The following is an 18,335-nucleotide window of genomic DNA, read 5'->3' on the forward strand; positions in this document are numbered from 1 at the left end:
ATCCGCGTCTGGTCCTTGAGGTTTTCGGCCGGGCGTGGCGGCTCATCACGTCGAAATTTGGAGGATTGCTTGATGTCCGACGCCGTCAAGGTCGGCTTCGTCCCGCTGTCGACCGCCCCGCGCGGCATCGTGGTGGCGTTCTGCGATGACACCCTGCGACTCGGAGTCGCGACCGAGAAGGCCCTTGGGGGAGCCTCGGACCTGATCAAGCGCGCGGCCGCCACAGCCCGGTTCAAGGGCAAGGACGGCGCGGTGCTGGACCTGCTGGCTCCTGAGGGAATCAAGATTCAGCGCTTGATCGTCATTGGCACCGGCAAGGGCTCAGATCTCAAGGACAAGGATTTTCTTAAATACGGCGGTACTTTAGCCGGAAAGTTGAACTCCGGAACTGAAGCGGTCGCGGTGCTGGCCGAGTTGCCTTCGGGACCGCTGTTGCCGGATCAGGTCAGCTCGCTGGCCACCGGGATCCGGCTGCGGGCCTATCGGTTCGATCGCTACAAGACCAAGAAGAAGGACGAAGAGGGCGCCGTCAGCGCCAATGTCTCGATCGCCGTGGCGGATGCCGCGGCGGCCAAGAAGGCGTTCGCGCCGCGGTCCCACGTCACTGACGGGGTGATACTGGCGCGCGATCTCGTCAACGAGCCGCCGAACGTGCTCTACCCGGAGGAGTTCGCCAAGCGCGCCGCCGCCTTGCGCAAGCTCGGCGTCACCGTCGAGATCCTCGACGTGCCTGCGATGAAGAAGCTCGGCATGGGCGCGCTGCTCGGCGTCGGCCAGGGCTCGGCACGGCCGAGCCGCACCGTCGTGATGCACTATAATGGCGGCAAGCGCGGCGAGCAGCCGGTCGCCTTCATCGGCAAGGGCGTGTGCTTCGACACCGGCGGCATCTCGATCAAGCCGGCCGGCTCGATGGAGGACATGAAGGGCGACATGGGCGGCGCGGCCTGCGTGGTCGGCCTGATGCATGCGCTCGCCGCGCGCAAGGCCAAGGCCAACGTGATCGGTGCCATCGGCCTGGTCGAGAACATGCCGGACGGCAATGCGCAGCGTCCAGGCGACATCGTCACCTCGATGTCGGGCCAGACCATCGAGATCATCAATACCGATGCCGAGGGCCGGCTCGTGCTCGCCGACGTGCTCTGGTACGTCGCGACCAAGTTCAAGCCGAAGTTCATGATCGACCTGGCAACCTTGACCGGCGCGATCATGGTCGCGCTCGGCACCGATCATGCCGGCCTCTTCACCAACAATGATGATCTCGCCGACAAGCTGTTCAAGGCGGGGCAGGAGACGGGTGAGAAGGTCTGGCGCATGCCGCTCGGCCACGAATACGACAAGCTGATCGATTCGCAGTTCGCGGACATGAAGAATACCGGCGGACGCCATGGCGGCTCGATCACTGCTGCGCAATTCCTGCAGCGCTTCGTCAACGACACGCCGTGGGCGCATCTCGACATCGCCGGCACCGCGATGGGCGCGCCGAAATCGGAGATCAACCAGAGCTGGGGATCGGGCTATGGCGTCCGGCTGCTCGACCGGCTGGTGTGGGATTCCTACGAATCCAAATCCGACGCCAAAGCTGAAGCCAAGTCCGGCGCCAAGGCGTGATGCGGGACGATGACAGAAGTCCTGTTCTACCATCTGCAGAACATGACCATTGAAGGCGTGCTGCCGCCGCTGCTCGAGAAGTCGCTCGAGCGCGGTTGGCGCGTCGTGGTGCAGTCGACGTCGGAGGAGCGCGCGGATGCGCTCGATGCGCATCTGTGGACCTATCGCGACGATTCGTTTCTGCCGCATGCCACCTGGCGGGTGGCCGATGTGGCCGACCAGCCGATCGTGCTCGCGGTGGAAGAGAGCAATCCCAACGGCGCAAACGTCCGTTTCCTGGTGGACAACGCGCCGCTGCCATCGGACTCGCACAGCTACGAGCGCATGGTGCTCGTATTCAACGGCGATGATGCGGACGCGCTCGCGGCTGCGAGATCGGCGTGGACCGATTGCAAATCGCGAGGATTCGAGGTCACCTACTGGCAGGCGGATGAGCGGGGGCGTTGGCAGCGCCGGCAATGATGCGGAAGTCCGTGAAGCGCCAATGATGGCAGCGCGGCGCGATTCATGATAAACTGCCGATTTACCGGCAGAGCGTTGGCAAAGTCACGAACGTGCCGCAAAGTGATGTTGGGACAACACGTTAGAGTGTCCACAGGTTGCAATTCAGCAAGGTTCATCGTGCGAGACCACAACAAACAGCTGACGCGCGCTCTGGCGTTCCTTGTGCTTGCCCCGGTCGTCGCCGGATGCTCGAGCACGCCCGATTTCCTGTCCAAGGACGCCGAGTGGTTCAACCGGCCGCAGCGCCTGTTCATCAGGAACATCTCGATCGACGCGCCGCCGCTGACGCCGGATAAGCCGGTCACGGCTGAGGACCTTGTGAGCGCCGAAGGCGCATGCCCGGGCATGGCGCCTGCGGCCGGTGCTGCGGGCGCGAACGCGCTGGCGAATGATCCCGCCGCCGCAACGCCAGCCGTCGGCGGCACCGTCGCACTCGGCCATACCGAATGCGACGTGGTGCGCGGCATCGGTGCACCCGACAACGTCAACATCTCGAGCAATGGCGGTGAGCGCGTGGCCACGGTGACCTGGCTGCGCGGCGCGCGCTCCGGCGTCTACACGTTCAGCTCCGGCCGCCTGACCTCGGTCGAGCGAGCGCCCGATCCGGGACCCGCGCCGAAGACGGTCAAGCCGAAGGCGAAGAAGCGCGCGACCTGAGTGTGCGCTGAAGTTGCCGAGAGAGTAGTTCGTCGGACGAACGTTGGTTCGTCGCGGATTGCTCGATCAGCCGGTTGCCTCGTCATACAACGTGCTCGCTTCCAGCCATTGCTCCTCGGCGCGCGCCAGCGCGTCGGCGGCATTGGCCCGTGCCTTCGACAATTGCGCCGCCTGTTTCGGGTCGCGTGTGAAGATGTCGGGCAGCGACAGCGCGCCGTCGATCTTGGCGATGATCTCGGTGATGCGGGCGATCTCGGCTTCGACCGCCGTGATCTTCTGCTTCAGCCCGCTCCGCCTGTTGTCGCCGCGCGGCCGCTCTGCTTTCTCGGTCACCTGCGGACGTTCGGTCTCTCGGGTGCCGGCGCCGCTGCGTGACGACAGGACCATGCGCCGGTAGTCATCGAGATCGCCATCGTAGGTCTTCACCGTGCGGTCGGCGACGACCCAGAGGCGGTCGGCGCAGGCCTCGATCAGATAGCGGTCGTGCGAGACCATGATCACGGCGCCGGGAAATTCGTTGATCGCTTCGGCGAGCGCGGCGCGGCTGTCGATGTCGAGATGGTTGGTCGGCTCGTCCAGGATGATCATGTTGGGGCCGAAGAAGGTCGCGAGCCCGAGCAGCAGCCGCGCCTTCTCGCCGCCCGACAGGCTCTTCACCAGCGTGTCGGCGGCCTTGCCGGAAAACCCGATCGCGCCGGCGCGCGCGCGCACTTTCGACTCCGGCGCGTCACCCATCAGCTTGCGCACGTGACTATACGGCGATCCGGTCTCGTCCAGCTCATCGAGCTGGTGCTGGGCGAAATAGGCGATCGACAGCTTGTCGGCGCGCGTGACCTTGCCGGAGAACGGCGCGAGCCGGCCGGCCAGCAGCTTCACCAGCGTGGACTTGCCATTGCCGTTGGCGCCGAGCAATGCGACGCGGTCGTCATTGTCGATGCGTAAGGTGACGCGGTTGAGCACCGGTTGCGCGGGGTCGTAGCCGACCGAGGCGTTGTCGACCGCGATGATCGGCGGCGACAACAGTCGCTCCGGTGCGGGGAACGTGATCTCGTGCACGTCCTGGGTGACGAGCGCGGTGATCGGCTTCATCCGCTCCAGCATCTTGACGCGGGACTGCGCCTGGCGCGCCTTCGAGGCCTTGGCCTTGAAGCGCTCGACGAAGGCCTGCAGCCGCGCGCGCTCCGCTTCCTGGCGCTTGACCGCCTTGGCATCGAGCATCTCGCGGGTGGCGCGCTGCTCCTCGTAGGAGGAGTAGCTGCCGCGGTACAGCGTGAGCTTGCAACGGTCGAGATGCAGGATCTGGTCGACGGAGGTTTCCAGCAGATCGCGGTCATGGCTGATCACGATCACCGTGCGCGGATAGTGCGCCAGATGATCCTCGAGCCACAGCGTGCCCTCGAGGTCGAGATAGTTGGTCGGCTCGTCCAGCAGGAGCAGGTCGGGTGCGGCGAACAGCGTGGCCGCGAGGGCGACCCGCATGCGCCAGCCGCCGGAGAATTCGGCGCAGGCTCGCGCCTGATCCGCGGCGGAAAATCCGAGGCCGCTGAGAATCGCGGCCGCGCGCGCCGGGGCGGAATGCGCGTCGATGTCGACGAGGCGGGTCTGGATCTCGGCGATACGGTCTGCGTCATGGGCGGTCTCGGCCTCGTGCAGCAGCGCGTGCCGCTCGAGGTCGGCCCGGAGAACCACCTCGATCAGGCTTTCGGGCCCGCTCGGGGCTTCCTGGGCCAGGCTGCCGATGCGCCACCGCGGCGGCACGCTGATGCTGCCGGTCTCCAGCGACAGTTCGCCGCGGATCGCTTTGAACAGGGTGGACTTGCCGGTGCCGTTGCGGCCGACCAGCCCGACGCGCGCGCCCGGCGGAATCTGCACCGAGCTCTGGTCGATGAGAAGCCGTCCGGCGAGGCGGATGGAGATGTCGGTGATGGAAAGCATGCGCGCCTTGTCACCGCGCGCGCGGCCAAAGGCAACCGCTTTGTCGCGGTCTCAGCGGCCGGATAGGCTCGTCCCGGCCTCGTCGCGCTTGCGCAACTCGTTCATCAGGTCCGCAAGGGAAGCTGGCAGGTGAGAGCCGTCCGGCGGCAGGCTGCGTTGCAGGCGCTCGCCGACGGCCTCGCAGATCGATCGGCTGGTCTTGCGATCGAGAGCCTCGCTGAAATTGGCGGTGCGGCCAGACATGACGGAATTCCACGAGCAGTTGCAGGACGATGCCGTAACAAGTCGTGGCCGCTCGATTTGTTTCCGGCTCCTGACCGGAATACCCCGAAATGAGGTTGAAACTGCACAAAAAAAGCCCCGGCGTGGGGGAGACGCCGGGGCGATGCGAGTTCGGTGCGGCGGGGGGCGGGTGCCGCGCCGAGGCTCGTATCAATAGCAGCGGTTGATCAGGCGCCAGCGCGGTCCCCACGGGGTCGGAACCACGCGGCGCACATAGCAGCCTCCATAGCCGTAGCTGTAGGCCGGGCCGCCGACGAAGAAGCGGGGGCCGTAGAACGGACGGTGCCAACCGCCATGCCAGCCGCCTCCGTGCCAACCACCGCCATGCCAGCCACCGTGCCAGTGAGCCGAGGCGGCGGTCGGGGCGAGGGCGGCTGCGCCGAGGGCAACGGCGGCCGCCGCGATGAGGGAGAGTTTGCGCAACATGATCGTCTCCTGGATGACAGCGTTGGAGGCGCCGAAATTGTCCGACGGATGAGGCTGGGAGAGGGCGGCCACCGGAACGCTGCTGGCTCGTCCTCGCCCGATACCGAACACGTTAAGACATGACAGCTGAATGATGGTCGCACGAACCCTTCAGGCTATGTTCAGAAACGTGAAATTGTCGTAAGGCGTTGCGCCTCCGGGCTGGGTCCCGGTCGCTTGCCGTCGACCAATCGCGTCGATATAAGCCCGCAACCCACCCAAATCCCGCACCTCCAAGGACGACATCATGGCGATTGAGCGCACCTTTTCGATTATCAAGCCCGACGCGACCGAGCGTAACCTCACCGGCGCGATCAATGCGCTGATCGAGAAGGCCGGCCTGCGCATCGTGGCTCAGAAGCGGATCCGCATGACCCGCGACCAGGCCGAGACCTTCTATGCCGTGCACAAGGCGCGGCCGTTCTTCGGCGAGCTGGTCGATTTCATGATCTCCGGCCCGGTCGTCGTCCAGGTCCTCGAAGGCGAAGGAGCCATCCTGAAGTACCGCGACGTGATGGGCGCGACCGATCCGTCGAAGGCCGCCGACGGCACCATCCGCAAATCGCATGCGAAGTCGATCGGCGAGAACTCGGTGCACGGCTCGGATGCCGCCGAGACGGCTGCGGTCGAGATCGCGCAGTTCTTCGCCGGCAACGAGATCGTCGGCTGAGCCATGATCGCTGCGGCGGAGCCTCGCTCCGCCGCATGCCGACGTGCTCAATCTTCGTTGAACCGATCTGAAAGGCTTGGCCGTGAACTGGCTGTCGCAACTCGCTGATCCCGCCACTTTCGGCCATTTGCTCGCTCAATTCGAGGCCGACCTGCAGAGCCCGGGCTTCTGGCTCGCGCTCGGCAAGATCGTCTGGATCAACGTGCTGTTGTCGGGCGACAATGCGCTGGTCATCGCGCTCGCCTGCCGCGGCCTGCACGGCAAGCATCGCGTCTGGGGCATGGTGGCCGGCTCCGGCATTGCCGTCGCACTGCGCATCGCCTTTACCGGCATCGTCGCCACCCTGATGGCGCTGCCGTACCTGAAGCTGATCGGCGGGCTGGCGCTGATCGTGATCGCCGCCAAGCTGCTGGTGCCCGAGGACGAGAACGACGAGATCGCAGCCGGCACGACGCTGTGGCATGCGGTCCGCATCGTCGCGCTTGCCGACCTCGTGATGAGCCTCGACAACGTGATCGCGGTGGCTGCGGCCGCGAACGGCCAGGCGTCCCTGCTGATCATCGGCCTCGCCATGAGCATCCCGCTGATCATCGCCGGCGCCGCGCTGATCATGCTCGTGCTCGATCGGGTCCCGCTGCTGGTCTGGCTCGGCGCGATGTTGCTCGGCTGGGTGGCCGGCGAGGTGATCGCGACCGATCCCGCGATCGAGCCGATGCTGCACCATCTCCTCGACGGCACCGTGGTCATCAACATCGAGGCGACCTCGGCGCTGTTCGCCGGCAAGACCAATCTCGCGAGCCACGTCGATGTCATGGAGGCGCTGATGTCGCTGATCGGCGCCGGTGTGGTGCTGATCGCCGGCTCGATCTGGCGCGGCCGCGCGCTGCAGCGCCAGGCCGAGAGCGAGCTGGTGCCGGCGCGCGGCGTCGATCTGCCGTAGCTGATCGTCAGGAGGCGTCGCGTCCGACCGGGCGGCGTCAGGACTCCGCATCCAGCCGATCGAGGAATTCGCGAACGGTGTGGACCGATCCCGTCGCGGCTGGCTGGTAGCCGGGCAGGGCAGCGACGGCGCGATGGAATTCGTCGCCCTTCATCACCTCGAGCACCCGCCGCATCGGGTCGGTTTCCAGAAACGATTTATGGCAGGCGAAGAAATAGTCCTCGGTGAGGATACGGATGAAGTCGAGTCCGAATTGCCGCGCGGCGGCCTCGACGCCGAAGCAGACGTCGGCCATGCCGCTCGCGACATAGGCGGCGACGGCTGCATGGGTGAACTCGATCTGCTGCGCGCCATTAATGCGCGCTTCGTCGATGCCTTGTGACGCGAGCAACTGATCGAACAACAGGCGGGTGCCGGAATCATGATCGCGATTGACGAAGCGCGCCCTGCCGTCGGCAAGATCGGCCAATGAACGGATGGACAGCGGATTGCCGCGCTTGACCATCAGCCCCATTTCACGGGTCACGAAGCTAATGACGCAGTCCTGCTTGGGATCAAGCCAATCCCTGCAGGCCCGGATGTTCTGGGCACGCAGCTCGCCGCGCGGCAGATGCAGTCCCGACAGGTCGCATTCGCCTTGCGCCAGCGACGCCAGCGAATGCTGGCTGCTGACATAGCGGACATCGACCCCGACGCCTGGCTCGCGATCCAACAGCTCGCGCAGCTTGGCGACGGCAAAGCCGTGGCTGGCGTGAACGCGGATCACGCCGGGATGCGGCTGCAGGAACGGCTTGATCTCGGTCACCAGCTCCTGCGCCAGATTGTCGAGCTGCGGGCCGAGGCGGGCGTGCATGCGCTCGCCGGCCCAGACCAGCTTGTCTCCGAACGTGGTGAGCTTCGATCCCTTGCCGCGCTGGGTCTCGACCAGCGGCACGCCGAAGAATTCAGACCACTGCTCGATCAGATTCCAGACGTGACGATAGGACAGATGCGCGTCGCTGGCCGCGCTGGTGATCTTACCCGTCCTCCTGATTTCGCTGAGCACGCGGAGCATCACGACGATGCTCTGCGGGCCGTCGTCCTTGTAGAAACGCCAGACAGGTTCGATCGCGATCCGCAACATCAGGGCCCGCTTGTGAAGTCGGCTTCATATGACCGCCGGCCATAGGCAACAGATATCATATTTACGAACAGATATTTGTTCTTACCTTCATTGGTATACAACAAACGGAGGAAATATGATGTCGATTGCATATGATTACGAGCGCGGCTCGAGGACGACGTCTTATCTGACGAAGCCGTTCCAGCTCCTGATCGGCGGCCGGCATGTTCCCTCGGTTTCGGGACGCACCTTCACCTCGCTCAATCCTGCAACCGAGCAGGCGATTGCGACGGTCGCCGAGGGCAATGCCGAGGATGTCGATCTCGCGGTCGCCGCGGCCCGCAAGGCCTTCGAAGGGCCGTGGCGAACGATGCGTGCGGCGGAGCGCGGCGCGATCCTGCTGAAATGGGCGCAGCTGTTGCGCGACCATGCCGACGGGATCATCGAGCTCGAAAGCCTCGATGCCGGCAAGCCCGTGTCGGCGATCCAGCGCCAGGATCTTCCCGCCGCCATCGATACGCTCACTTACTACGCCGGATGGGCCGACAAGATCAGCGGTGAAGTCGTCTCTACGCGCGATGATGCGCTGACCTATACCGTGCGCGAGCCGGTCGGCGTGGTCGCGGCAATCGTGCCGTGGAATTTCCCGCTGATGATCGGGATGTGGAAGCTCGCGCCGGCGCTGGCCTGCGGCTGCACCGTCGTGATGAAGCCCGCCGAGCTGACGTCGCTGTCGGCGCTGCGGATCGGGGAGCTCGCGCTCGAAGCCGGACTGCCGCCCGGTGTTCTCAACATCGTGACCGGCCCTGGGCGCACCGTCGGCGAGGCGCTGGTCAACCACCCCGATGTCGACAAGGTCACGTTCACTGGCTCGCCCGGCGTCGGCCGCGGCATCATGAAGGCGGCGGCCGGCAACTTCAAACGCGTCTCGCTCGAGCTCGGCGGCAAGTCGGCCAACATCATCTTCGACGATGCGAACATCGAGGCCGCCGCGAAGGCTGCGGCCAGCGGCATCTTCTTCAACACCGGGCAGGTGTGCTCGGCCGGATCGCGGGTGCTCGTGCACGAGCGCGTGTATGACGAGGTGGTCGAGCGCCTGACCGAGCGCGCACGGGCGCTGCGGATCGGCGATCCGCTCGATCGCGCAACCTCGCTCGGACCGGTCATCTCCGAACGGCAGATGAAGACGATCCTCGACTATGTCGACATCGGACGCAACGAAGGCGCCACGCTCGTCACCGGCGGCCAGCGCGCGGCCGCCCGCGGCTATTTCGTCAGCCCCGCCGTCTTCGCTGGCGTCACGCACGACATGCGGATCTCGCAGGAGGAGATCTTCGGACCCGTGGTCAGCGTGATCAAGTTCAGGGACGAGGCCGAGGCGCTGCGGATGGCGAACGGCACGGCTTACAGCCTGGCCGCGGGCGTCTGGAGCCGCGACATGGGGCGCGTCCATCGCTTCGCTAAGCGCCTGCGCGCCGGCACCGTGTGGATCAACACCTATGGCTACACTGATGTGCGGCTGCCTTGGGGTGGCGATCGTGACTCCGGACTGGGCCGCGAGCACGGCACGGCCGCGCTGGACAACTTCACGGAGCCGAAGTCCGTCTGGATGAACCTCGCGGTGTGAGCCAGGCGTCGGTTGACGCGGACGGCCGCCATTCGCATCGGCGGCCGTCTGCGCGATCCAACGGATCAGTCGGCCTTGGCGCCGGTCGGCGGCCGGCGTGTCGGCGTCTCCGATGGCCTGTGAGAAGCACGATGGCCGTCGTGTTTGTTGCCGTTGCCGTCTCCGATCGCTGAGTCGGTCAGTAATCGTCGCGGCAGGATCACAAGCCAATCCACAGTGCTGCGGCACGGTGCCGCGCCTTTGACAAGTACCGCAGGGCGTGGTCGTCTGCTTCTTATAATGAACCCGTTCGCGTCGCCGCGACACCACTACGTCGAGCTCCACTGATCGGGCCCTGATTGGAATTGTTTCGAATTGGACTTGCGCATGTTGACTGCAGATGAGATTGCGCTCGTCAAGTCGTCGTTCGACTTGGTATTTGCCAATGCTACACAGATGACGACGACGTTCTATGATCGCGTGTTCGAGCTCTTGCCGGAATGCCGCGCGATGTTTCCAGCCGACATGGACGTGTTGAAGCGCGATTTCATCGCGACGCTCGCGGTGCTCGTCGGCAGCCTCGATCAGATGACCGGACTTCTGTCGAGCACCGACATCCTCGGCCGCAACCATGCGCGCTACGGCGTCAAGCCGGAGTACTATCCGGTGGTCGGGGAGGCGCTGCTGTGGAGCCTCGCCAAGGGGCTTGGTCCGCATTGGAATAATGAGGTGGAGCAGGCCTGGCGCAAGGTCTACGGCATCATCGCCCAGCGGATGATCGCAATTTCGGTCGGCGCTCGGCGGCCCTGATCCGGATCTAGCTGCGCACGATCGAGCCGGAGCGGCCGACGAGACGCGCGAGCTGCTTGAAGCGTCCGCCGACACGGTCGGCGACGAGGTCGACCATCTGGTGCTCGAACACCAGCATCAGCTTGCGATCCTGGGTGCGGAAATGCGTTGCGGGCAGCACGCCGGGCCGCGCCGCCGAGATCAGATGCGCGACCCGAAACGCGGTGCCGAGCAGGCGCGCACGATCGATCTGGGCCGGGCTCAGCTGCTCGGTGAGGGCAGGCGCCGCCGCCTCGTCGCGCAGGCCCTCGTAGCGGAAGAACACCGACAGCGCGACGAAGATGCGGCCCTCGTGGTTGATCGAGCCGAAATTGCCGTTCAGAACGATGCCGTAGGTCTGCTCGCCGCGATGGTCCGGATGCATGCGCCAGCCGATGTCGGACAGCAGGCAGGCGGCGTGCCGCAGCCGGCGCTCGTCCTCGGTCTCGCGCATGTGCATCACGCGGAACAGGCGGTCGGTCCAGTCGATCAGCTCGCGGGCATGCTGGGCCGAGCGCGACAACAGCTCGTTGAGGCCCTGCGCCGCGCAGAGCAGCCCGTCCTTGGCGCGCTCGGCGTCGGGAAGCTTGGAGTAGAGCAAGCCCTCGCGCACGCCGAAGGTCGAGAACACGACCGTCGTCGGCCTGGCGACGCGGATGATGTGCTCGAGCACCAGCGCGGCATAGGCAAGCAGCGGGCGCCGCGCCTCGGCGATCGCTTCGATGTCGGCCAGCATGTCGGCGGCGACGAGACGGCGCAGCCGGCGCACGAAGGCCAGCGCATCGGCCGCCGGAATCGCATAGCCGTGCATCACCCCGAGCGGATAGCCGCTCTGGATGATGTGGATGCGCGCCAGCGCGCGCCAGGTGCCGCCGACCGCGTAGAAGGTGCGGTTCTGGCCGGCCAGCAGTTGCGGCAGGTCGGTCAGCGCCTCGCGCGCGATCCGCTCCGCCTTCTTCAGCGATTTCTCGGCGAGATCCTGCAGCGCCAGGCTGCCGAGCGGCAGGGTGACGCCGCTGCGGACCTGATGCCCGCGCACGTCGATCAGCTCAAGTGAGCCGCCGCCGAGATCGCCGACGATGCCGTCGGGCTTGTGAATGCCGGAGATGACACCGAGCGCCGAATAGCGCGCCTCTTCGGGGCCGGTGAGGATCTGGATCGGGGCGCCGCAGATCTTCTCGGCCTTGGCAATGAAATCAGCGCCGTTCGAAGCATCGCGGCAGGCGGCGGTCGCGATGGCATGAACTTGCCCCACCCGCTGCACCTTGCACAACGCGCGGAAGCGCTTCAGCGCCGTCAGCGCCTTGTCGACGGCATCGGCCGCGAGCAGGCCGGTGGTCTGGACCTCGCGACCGAGCCCGCACAGCGCCTTCTCGTTGAACACGGTGACGAGACTGCGTTCCATCGCCTGGTAGACGACGAGACGGACCGAGTTCGAGCCGATGTCGATGACACCGACGCTCGCGGCCCTCGTGCCGGGCCGCTTCACCACGGCATGTCCCGGCGCAGAAGGCCCCGGTGCAGACAGCCCCTATGAAGGAGGGCGTTCATTCCGGCGCGTGAGCCGGCGCGGCGATGATTCCTTGAGCGACTTTCCACGGCCGGACAGACTCGGATTCGTCATGAAGTAATTGTGCAGGTTGAACGGCTCCTCGCCCTTCGCGGCCTTCATACGCGTTGACGACCCATCCGGCAACAATTGCCAGCTCTGCTCGGTGTCCTTGAGGTTCGCGACCATGATCTGTTCCAGAACCTGCTGATGCACGGTAGGGTTCTGAAGCGGGCACAGCACCTCGACGCGGCGGTCGAGATTGCGCGGCATCATGTCGGCCGAGGAGATGTAGACGGCGGCCTTGGCGCTCGGCAGGCCCTGACCCATACCAAAGCAGTAGATGCGGCCATGCTCGAGGAAGCGGCCGATCACCGATTTGACGCGAATGTTCTCCGACAGTCCGGGGAGGCCGGGACGCAGGCAGCAGATGCCGCGCACGATCAGCTCGATCGACACGCCGGCCTGCGAGGCCTCATACAGCGCGTCGATGATGTCGGGATCGACCAGCGAGTTCATCTTCATCCAGATCACGGCGGGCTTGCCCTGGCGGGCGAAGCTGGTCTCGCCGTGGATGTGCTCGATCATGCGCTTGCGAAGCGTGAGCGGCGACACCGCCATCTTCTCGATGTCGATCGGCTCGGCATAGCCGGTGATGTAGTTGAACACCCGCGTCACGTCGCGGCCGATCACCGGGTCGGAGGTGAAGTAGGACAGGTCGGTGTAGATGCGCGCCGTCACCGGGTGATAGTTGCCGGTGCCGGTGTGGACATAGGTCGTGAGGCTGCCGCCCTCGCGGCGTACGACCATCGACAGCTTGGCATGCGTCTTCAGCTCCAGGAAGCCGTAGACCACCTGCACGCCGGCGCGCTCCAGATCGCGGGCCCAGCGGATGTTGGCCTCCTCGTCGAAACGCGCCTTGAGCTCGACCAGCGCCGTCACCGACTTGCCGGCTTCGGCAGCTTCCACCAGCGTGCGCACGATCGGCGAGTTGTTGGAGGTGCGGTACAGCGTCTGCTTGATTGCGACGACGTCCGGGTCGCGCGCCGCCTGCTGCAGGAACTGTACGACGACGTCGAACGACTCGTAAGGGTGATGGACGATCAGGTCCTTCTGCCGGATGGCGGCGAAGATGTCGCCGCCATGGTCGCGGACACGCTCAGGATGGCGCGGCACATAGGGCACGAATTCGAGGTCGGGCCGGTCGACCCGCGTCAGTTGCGACAGCTCGTTCATCGCCAGCACGCCGTCGACCAGGAACACCTCGTCATCGGTGGTCGAGAGCGCATTCTGCACGAAGCGGCGTAGCTCCTCCGGCATGTTGGCCTCGATCTCGAGCCGGATCACCGAGCCGCGACGGCGCCGCTTCAGCGCGGTTTCGAACAGCCGCACCAGGTCTTCGGCCTCTTCCTCGATCTCGATCTCGCTGTCGCGGATGATCCGGAAGGCGCCCTGGCCCTTCACGGTGTAGCCCGGAAACAGCCGGCCGATGAACAGGCCGGTCGCCTGCTCGAGGGTGATCAGGCGGATCACGCCATCCTTGGAGCCGGGGAAGCGGATGAAGCGGTCGATCTTGCCGGGCATTCGAATGAGGGCGTTCATCGGACGCCCGTCGGCGGAGCGGATCAGCTGCAGCGCCACTGTGAAGCCGAGGCTCGGGATGAACGGGAACGGATGCGCCGGATCGATCGCCAGTGGCGTCAGCAGCGGGAAGATGTTGGCGAGGAAGTGGTCCTCGATCCAGGCGCGCTCGCTCTTGGTGACGTCCTGGCCGTCGACCAGCACGATGCCGAGCTCGCCGAGAAACTTGCGCAGGTCGCGCCAGATCGCCTGCTGGTCGATCGCGAGCTGTGAGACGGTCTCGTTGATCAGCTTCAACTGCTCGGTGGGTGTCAGCCCATCCGGGCTGCGCTCGGCGATGCCCTCGCGGACCTGGGCGCGGATGCCGGCGACGCGGACCATGAAGAATTCATCAAGGTTGTTGGCGGAAATCGACAGGAAGCGCACCCGCTCCAGGGCGGGATGGCGCGGATTGACCGATTCCTCCAGAACGCGGCGGTTGAAGTGAAGCCAGGACAGTTCCCGGTTGATGAATCGCTCGGGGCTCGAGGCAATCTCGAAGGACGGCGCCGCGACCGATTCTTTCTCTGAAATTTCAGTAACTTGCTCGGTATCCATCGGAATTCGATCCATATCCATCCAGTCGCGAATGGTCGACCGTAGCCCAATCTGGGTAACCAGGGGATGACGTTGCCGGCACCATTGAGGTTCCGTCGCCAACCGCCGTCAAGATGGCCGCCGGTCACAGCGGGCGGAGCAGCTCCGCCGCCAGCGCCCGGGTGACCGGCCGTCCGAGCCGCAGGGACTCGTTGTCCAGCAGCGCGATGGTCTGGCGTGCCGCCGCATAGGAGCGCTCGATGTGGCTTGCGAGATAGCTGACCACGGTCTCGTCGATCGCCAGTTGCCGGTCGGCGGCCAGCTTGACGATCAAGGCACGGAACAGCTGGTCGTCGGGCGGCAGCAGCGTGACGACCGGGACGGCGCGCAGCCGCGACCTCAGATCGGCCAGGGCGATGGGCAGGGCCGCCGGGGCCTCGCGCGCCGTGATCAGCACGAAAGCCTCGTCCTGGCGGGCCAGGTTCAGCAGGTGAAACAGCGCCCGCTCGTCGAGATCGGTTGCCGTCAGATCCTCCAGCACCAGCGCGCCGGTGGCGAGCGCCCCAGGGACCGCGCTCGCCTCGAGGGCATGCGCGGACAGGGATCGGGCTCCAGCCTGCTCGGCCCAGATCGCGGCGAGGTGGCTCTTGCCGGAGCCGTCGGGGCCGACCAGGAACATGGTCCGCGCCGGCCATTCCGGCCAGGCGTCGACCAGAGCGAGCCCGGCCGCGTTGCCTGGACCTTCGAAGAAATTGTCCCGCGTCAGGCTCTCCGCATGCGGCAGTGCGAAGGCCAGCTGACGAGGGGGGATATGGCCGGCCAAGGTCGAATTGCTCCGTATCGTGGGGTGCGTGAGGTCAGGACGGGCCCTCAGCGGAGGATCACCGGACCTCGATGGTGCTCATGTGGCGCACCCAGTCGACGAGATACAGCCCGACCGACACGAGGGTAAAGACCGTGACCAGCGCCATCAGCACCACATCGTAGGGCTTGGGCTCGAAGCCGAAGCTGAGCGAGGCCAGCACGAGCGCTGCGAATCCGACCTGGGCGACCGTGTTCAGCTTGGACACCATCAATGGCTTCATCGCGACCGGCCGGTCGAACAGCCAGGACACGATCACCGCCGAGACGATCATGATGTCGCGCGAGACCACCAGGATGACGATCCAGCGCGGGATCGCGCCCCAGATGCCAAGCGTGACGAAGATCGAGACCAGCAGCGCCTTGTCGGCGAGGGGATCGAGCAGGGCTCCCAGTTCGGACCGCAGGTTGAAGCGCTTTGCCAGGAAGCCGTCCACGGCGTCGCTCACCCCCGCGACCACGAAGACCAGAAACGCGATCTCCATCTCGCCGGCCGCAATGGCCCAGACGACGATCGGAACCAGCAGGATTCGACCGAGCGTGATCAGATTGGGGATACTGTGGGGAATGGTCACGCAGCGGGTCCCGACGACAACGATCAAAAGACAACCCGATTCCGAAACAGGGCGAACCGGTACGGTTCCTAGATAGTATGGGGACGAGCCCCTTGCGAGCCATTGCGCGCGGCCGGATTCCGACGTAACCAGCGGCCAGATTAGGGGTTTTTACCATGACCGAGCGCAAGAACGGGCTCACTTATGCAGATTCGGGCGTCGATATCGATGCCGGAAACCGTCTGGTCGATCTGATCAAGCCCATGGTGCGCGCAACCGCCCGCGCCGGCGCGGATGCCGAGATCGGTGGCTTTGGCGGCCTGTTCGACCTCAAGGCCGCCGGATTCAAGGATCCGGTGCTGGTCGCCGCGACCGACGGCGTCGGCACCAAGGTGAAGATCGCGATCGAGACCGGGCTGCATGGCGGCATCGGCATCGACCTGGTCGCCATGTCGGTCAACGATCTCGTCGTGCAGGGCGCCGAGCCGCTGTTCTTCCTCGACTACTTTGCCTGCGGCAAGCTCGACCCGGAGGCGACGGCCTCGATCGTCGCCGGCGTCGCCGAAGGCTGCCGGGAATCCGGCTGCGCGCTGATCGGCGGTGAGACCGCGGAAATGCCGGGCCTCTACAAGGACGGCGACTACGATCTTGCCGGTTTCGCGGTCGGCGCCGCCGAGCGCGGCACGCTGCTGCCGTCGCCGGACATCGCGGCCGGCGACGTGGTCCTCGGCCTCGCTTCATCCGGCGTGCATTCCAACGGCTACTCCCTGGTGCGCAAGATCGTCGCCCAGTCCGGCCTCGGCTTCGATGCGCCGGCACCGTTCGCGCCGGTCCTGACTCTCGGCGCGGCGCTGCTGACGCCGACCCGGCTCTATGTGAAGTCGTGCCTTCGCGCCATCCGCGAGACCGGTGCGGTCAAGGGGCTCGCGCACATCACGGGCGGCGGCTTCACCGACAACATTCCGCGCGTGCTGCCGAAGCATCTCGGCGTCTCGATTGATCTGACGGGCCTGCCGGTGCTGCCGGTCTTCAAATGGCTGGCGGAGCAGGGCGGCATTGCCGAGCGCGAGCTCTTGCGCACCTTCAATTGCGGGATCGGCATGATCGCGATCGTCAAGGCCGAGGCCGTCAATACCGTCATCGAGGTATTCGCCGCCAATGGTGAGCACGTTGCCCGGCTCGGCGAGGTCGTTGCCGCCGCGGGCGATGAGCGCGTGATTTACACCGGCGCCCTCGATCTGGCCCTGTGAGACGAGTGAGCCGATGAAGCGCCGCGTCGCCATCCTGATCTCGGGCCGTGGGTCGAACATGGCCGCGCTGATCCACGCGGCGGCGCAGCCGGATTTTCCGGCCGAGGTCGCCATCGTGATCTCCAACCGAGCCGATGCGGCCGGACTGCAGAAAGCGCAGGAGAACGGCGTCGCGATCGAAATCATCGAGAGCAAGCCGTTCGGCAAGGACCGCGCGGGGTTCGAAGCCAGATTGCAGCAGGCGCTCGATGCACGCGGCATCGAGATCATCTGCCTGGCCGGTTTCATGCGCCTGTTCACGGCGGAGTTCGTGCAGCGCTGGTACGGAAGGATGCTCAACATTCATCCGTCGCTGCTGCCATCATTCCCCGGCCTCGATCCGCACGGCCAGGCGCTGCGTGCCGGCGTCAAGCTGTCAGGCGCCACCGTGCATTTCGTCATTCCGGAGACGGATGCAGGTCCGATCGTGATGCAGGGCGCGGTCGTGGTCAGGGACGACGATACGCCGGACACGCTGTCGACGCGCATTCTTGGCGTCGAGCATCGCATCTATCCCGAGGCGCTGAAGCTGCTGGCCAAGGGCCTGGTGCGGCTCGAAGGCGATCTCTGCCGGACGTCGTCCGTGGTGCAGGCCGATCACGCGCTGATCTGGCCCGTCGTCCGTTAGCTGTCGCCGGACGAAAAAAATCCCCGGCGGGGCCGGGGCACATCAAGGCTGACGAAGTCTGATCATCCGCGGCAAGCGAGCGTGACGCGGAACTCGTGAGTTGGCTTTCGAACGCGCGCTGTGGCGCCCTCCGCCGGGACGATGCTCACGAGAGCTTCAGGTTCTCTGCCGACGTCTTGCCGCGGCTCTCCACCAGATCATATTCGATCGTCTGGTTCTCGTTGAGCGTGGTCAGTCCAGCACGCTCCACGGCCGAGATATGGACGAACACGTCCTTGTCTCCGCCAGCCGGTTTGATGAAGCCATATCCCTTGGTCGGGTTGAACCACTTCACGCTGCCCTTGTAGGTCGGCATCGCTGTCTCCTCGTCTAGACGAAAAAAAGACGCGGCCACGCTCACGCGTGCCACGCCACAAACGGGCTTCCGGGGATCTGCTCAATTTCCGAAGTCGCGAAACGCACAGTCGAACGGCCAATCCGATTGTGCTGGAGATTGCAACACGATTTTCCGCCGATATCAAGTTTGGCGGATCGATGAGAACGCGTCGCGACGTCACGTCACCGGCTGCTGCTGCACTGCGTGGCTTGTGGCGCTGGAACCACAAATCCTTGCGGTGCAGCCGCGGCATGGTCAATCTCATTGACCGCGATCGGGAACTGCGGACAAATCGACGCGGCAATATGAAGCGAATTCGAGCGG

The 18,335-nt window shown here is 65.5% G+C and carries 18 protein-coding genes; 9 read left to right on the forward strand and 9 right to left on the reverse strand.

Going from position 1 to position 18,335, the window contains the following annotated elements; translation table 11 throughout:
• Positions 1 to 72: 72 nt before the first annotated feature.
• The 3 genes from QX039_RS02485 to QX039_RS02495 all read left to right on the forward strand — a co-directional run bounded on the left by QX039_RS02485 (position 73) and on the right by QX039_RS02495 (position 2,769).
• Positions 73 to 1,608 carry a leucyl aminopeptidase gene (locus tag QX039_RS02485; protein WP_315739412.1) on the forward strand — a complete coding sequence of 512 codons (1,536 nt, stop codon included), beginning with the start codon at positions 73 to 75 and terminating at the stop codon, positions 1,606 to 1,608.
• Between the two features lie 9 nt (positions 1,609 to 1,617).
• Complete coding sequence (locus tag QX039_RS02490; protein ID WP_315739413.1) at positions 1,618 to 2,070, forward strand: DNA polymerase III subunit chi; 453 nt, start codon at positions 1,618 to 1,620, stop codon at positions 2,068 to 2,070.
• Between the two features lie 204 nt (positions 2,071 to 2,274).
• A complete protein-coding gene (locus QX039_RS02495; protein ID WP_315739456.1) occupies positions 2,275 to 2,769 on the forward strand; it encodes a hypothetical protein in 495 nt (164 codons plus the stop codon).
• A 66-nt stretch (positions 2,770 to 2,835) separates the two neighbouring features.
• Here QX039_RS02495 and QX039_RS02500 read toward each other — a convergent pair whose 3' ends face one another.
• The 3 genes from QX039_RS02500 to QX039_RS02510 form a co-directional block, all read right to left on the reverse strand.
• Complete coding sequence (locus QX039_RS02500) at positions 2,836 to 4,704, reverse strand: ABC-F family ATP-binding cassette domain-containing protein (RefSeq protein ID WP_315739414.1); 1,869 nt, start codon at positions 4,702 to 4,704, stop codon at positions 2,836 to 2,838.
• 51 nt (positions 4,705 to 4,755) lie between these two features.
• The gene (locus tag QX039_RS02505) at positions 4,756 to 4,947 is read right to left on the reverse strand and encodes a hypothetical protein (RefSeq protein WP_315739415.1); all 192 of its coding nucleotides are present in this window, start codon (positions 4,945 to 4,947) and stop codon (positions 4,756 to 4,758) included.
• 189 nt (positions 4,948 to 5,136) lie between these two features.
• A complete protein-coding gene (locus tag QX039_RS02510) occupies positions 5,137 to 5,412 on the reverse strand; it encodes a sulfur globule protein precursor (RefSeq protein WP_315739457.1) in 276 nt (91 codons plus the stop codon).
• A 286-nt stretch (positions 5,413 to 5,698) separates the two neighbouring features.
• Between QX039_RS02510 and ndk the strand changes: the two genes are divergently transcribed.
• Positions 5,699 to 6,121 (forward strand): nucleoside-diphosphate kinase, encoded by a 423-nt coding sequence (gene ndk, locus QX039_RS02515; RefSeq protein ID WP_315739416.1) that lies wholly within the window; start codon positions 5,699 to 5,701, stop codon positions 6,119 to 6,121.
• Positions 6,122 to 6,203: 82 nt separating this feature from the next.
• Entirely contained in the window at positions 6,204 to 7,061 is an 858-nt protein-coding gene (locus QX039_RS02520; RefSeq protein ID WP_315739459.1) for a TerC family protein, read from the forward strand.
• A gap of 37 nt (positions 7,062 to 7,098) precedes the next feature.
• On the opposite strand, the gene QX039_RS02525 is transcribed toward QX039_RS02520, so the two are convergent.
• Complete coding sequence (locus tag QX039_RS02525) at positions 7,099 to 8,184, reverse strand: substrate-binding domain-containing protein (RefSeq protein WP_315739417.1); 1,086 nt, start codon at positions 8,182 to 8,184, stop codon at positions 7,099 to 7,101.
• A 118-nt stretch (positions 8,185 to 8,302) separates the two neighbouring features.
• On the opposite strand from QX039_RS02525, the gene QX039_RS02530 reads away from it, so the two are divergent.
• Positions 8,303 to 9,790: an aldehyde dehydrogenase family protein gene (locus QX039_RS02530; protein WP_315739418.1), complete on the forward strand. Its 1,488-nt coding sequence runs from the start codon at positions 8,303 to 8,305 to the stop codon at positions 9,788 to 9,790.
• A gap of 366 nt (positions 9,791 to 10,156) precedes the next feature.
• Positions 10,157 to 10,579 (forward strand): globin family protein, encoded by a 423-nt coding sequence (locus QX039_RS02535; protein ID WP_315739419.1) that lies wholly within the window; start codon positions 10,157 to 10,159, stop codon positions 10,577 to 10,579.
• A gap of 7 nt (positions 10,580 to 10,586) precedes the next feature.
• Here QX039_RS02535 and ppx read toward each other — a convergent pair whose 3' ends face one another.
• From ppx to QX039_RS02555, 4 genes are all read right to left on the reverse strand, one after another.
• On the reverse strand, positions 10,587 to 12,086 hold the full coding sequence (gene ppx / locus QX039_RS02540) for an exopolyphosphatase (protein WP_315739460.1): 1,500 nt from the start codon (positions 12,084 to 12,086) through the stop codon (positions 10,587 to 10,589).
• A 42-nt stretch (positions 12,087 to 12,128) separates the two neighbouring features.
• Positions 12,129 to 14,324, reverse strand: coding sequence for an RNA degradosome polyphosphate kinase (locus tag QX039_RS02545; protein WP_315739420.1), 2,196 nt, complete (start codon positions 14,322 to 14,324; stop codon positions 12,129 to 12,131).
• Between the two features lie 124 nt (positions 14,325 to 14,448).
• Positions 14,449 to 15,126: a DnaA ATPase domain-containing protein gene (locus tag QX039_RS02550; RefSeq protein ID WP_315739421.1), complete on the reverse strand. Its 678-nt coding sequence runs from the start codon at positions 15,124 to 15,126 to the stop codon at positions 14,449 to 14,451.
• A 58-nt stretch (positions 15,127 to 15,184) separates the two neighbouring features.
• Positions 15,185 to 15,739 (reverse strand): CDP-alcohol phosphatidyltransferase family protein, encoded by a 555-nt coding sequence (locus QX039_RS02555; protein WP_315739423.1) that lies wholly within the window; start codon positions 15,737 to 15,739, stop codon positions 15,185 to 15,187.
• A 155-nt stretch (positions 15,740 to 15,894) separates the two neighbouring features.
• Here QX039_RS02555 and purM point away from each other — a divergent pair, with 155 nt between their 5' ends.
• Positions 15,895 to 16,968: a phosphoribosylformylglycinamidine cyclo-ligase gene (gene purM, locus QX039_RS02560; protein ID WP_315739425.1), complete on the forward strand. Its 1,074-nt coding sequence runs from the start codon at positions 15,895 to 15,897 to the stop codon at positions 16,966 to 16,968.
• Positions 16,969 to 16,981: 13 nt separating this feature from the next.
• Positions 16,982 to 17,635 (forward strand): phosphoribosylglycinamide formyltransferase, encoded by a 654-nt coding sequence (gene purN, locus QX039_RS02565; protein ID WP_315739426.1) that lies wholly within the window; start codon positions 16,982 to 16,984, stop codon positions 17,633 to 17,635.
• Between the two features lie 145 nt (positions 17,636 to 17,780).
• On the opposite strand, the gene QX039_RS02570 is transcribed toward purN, so the two are convergent.
• Positions 17,781 to 17,990: a cold-shock protein gene (locus QX039_RS02570; RefSeq protein WP_315712366.1), complete on the reverse strand. Its 210-nt coding sequence runs from the start codon at positions 17,988 to 17,990 to the stop codon at positions 17,781 to 17,783.
• Positions 17,991 to 18,335 lie beyond the last annotated feature (345 nt).

This window comes from Bradyrhizobium sp. SZCCHNR1043, from assembly GCF_032489675.1.
Lineage (GTDB): Bacteria > Pseudomonadota > Alphaproteobacteria > Rhizobiales > Xanthobacteraceae > Bradyrhizobium.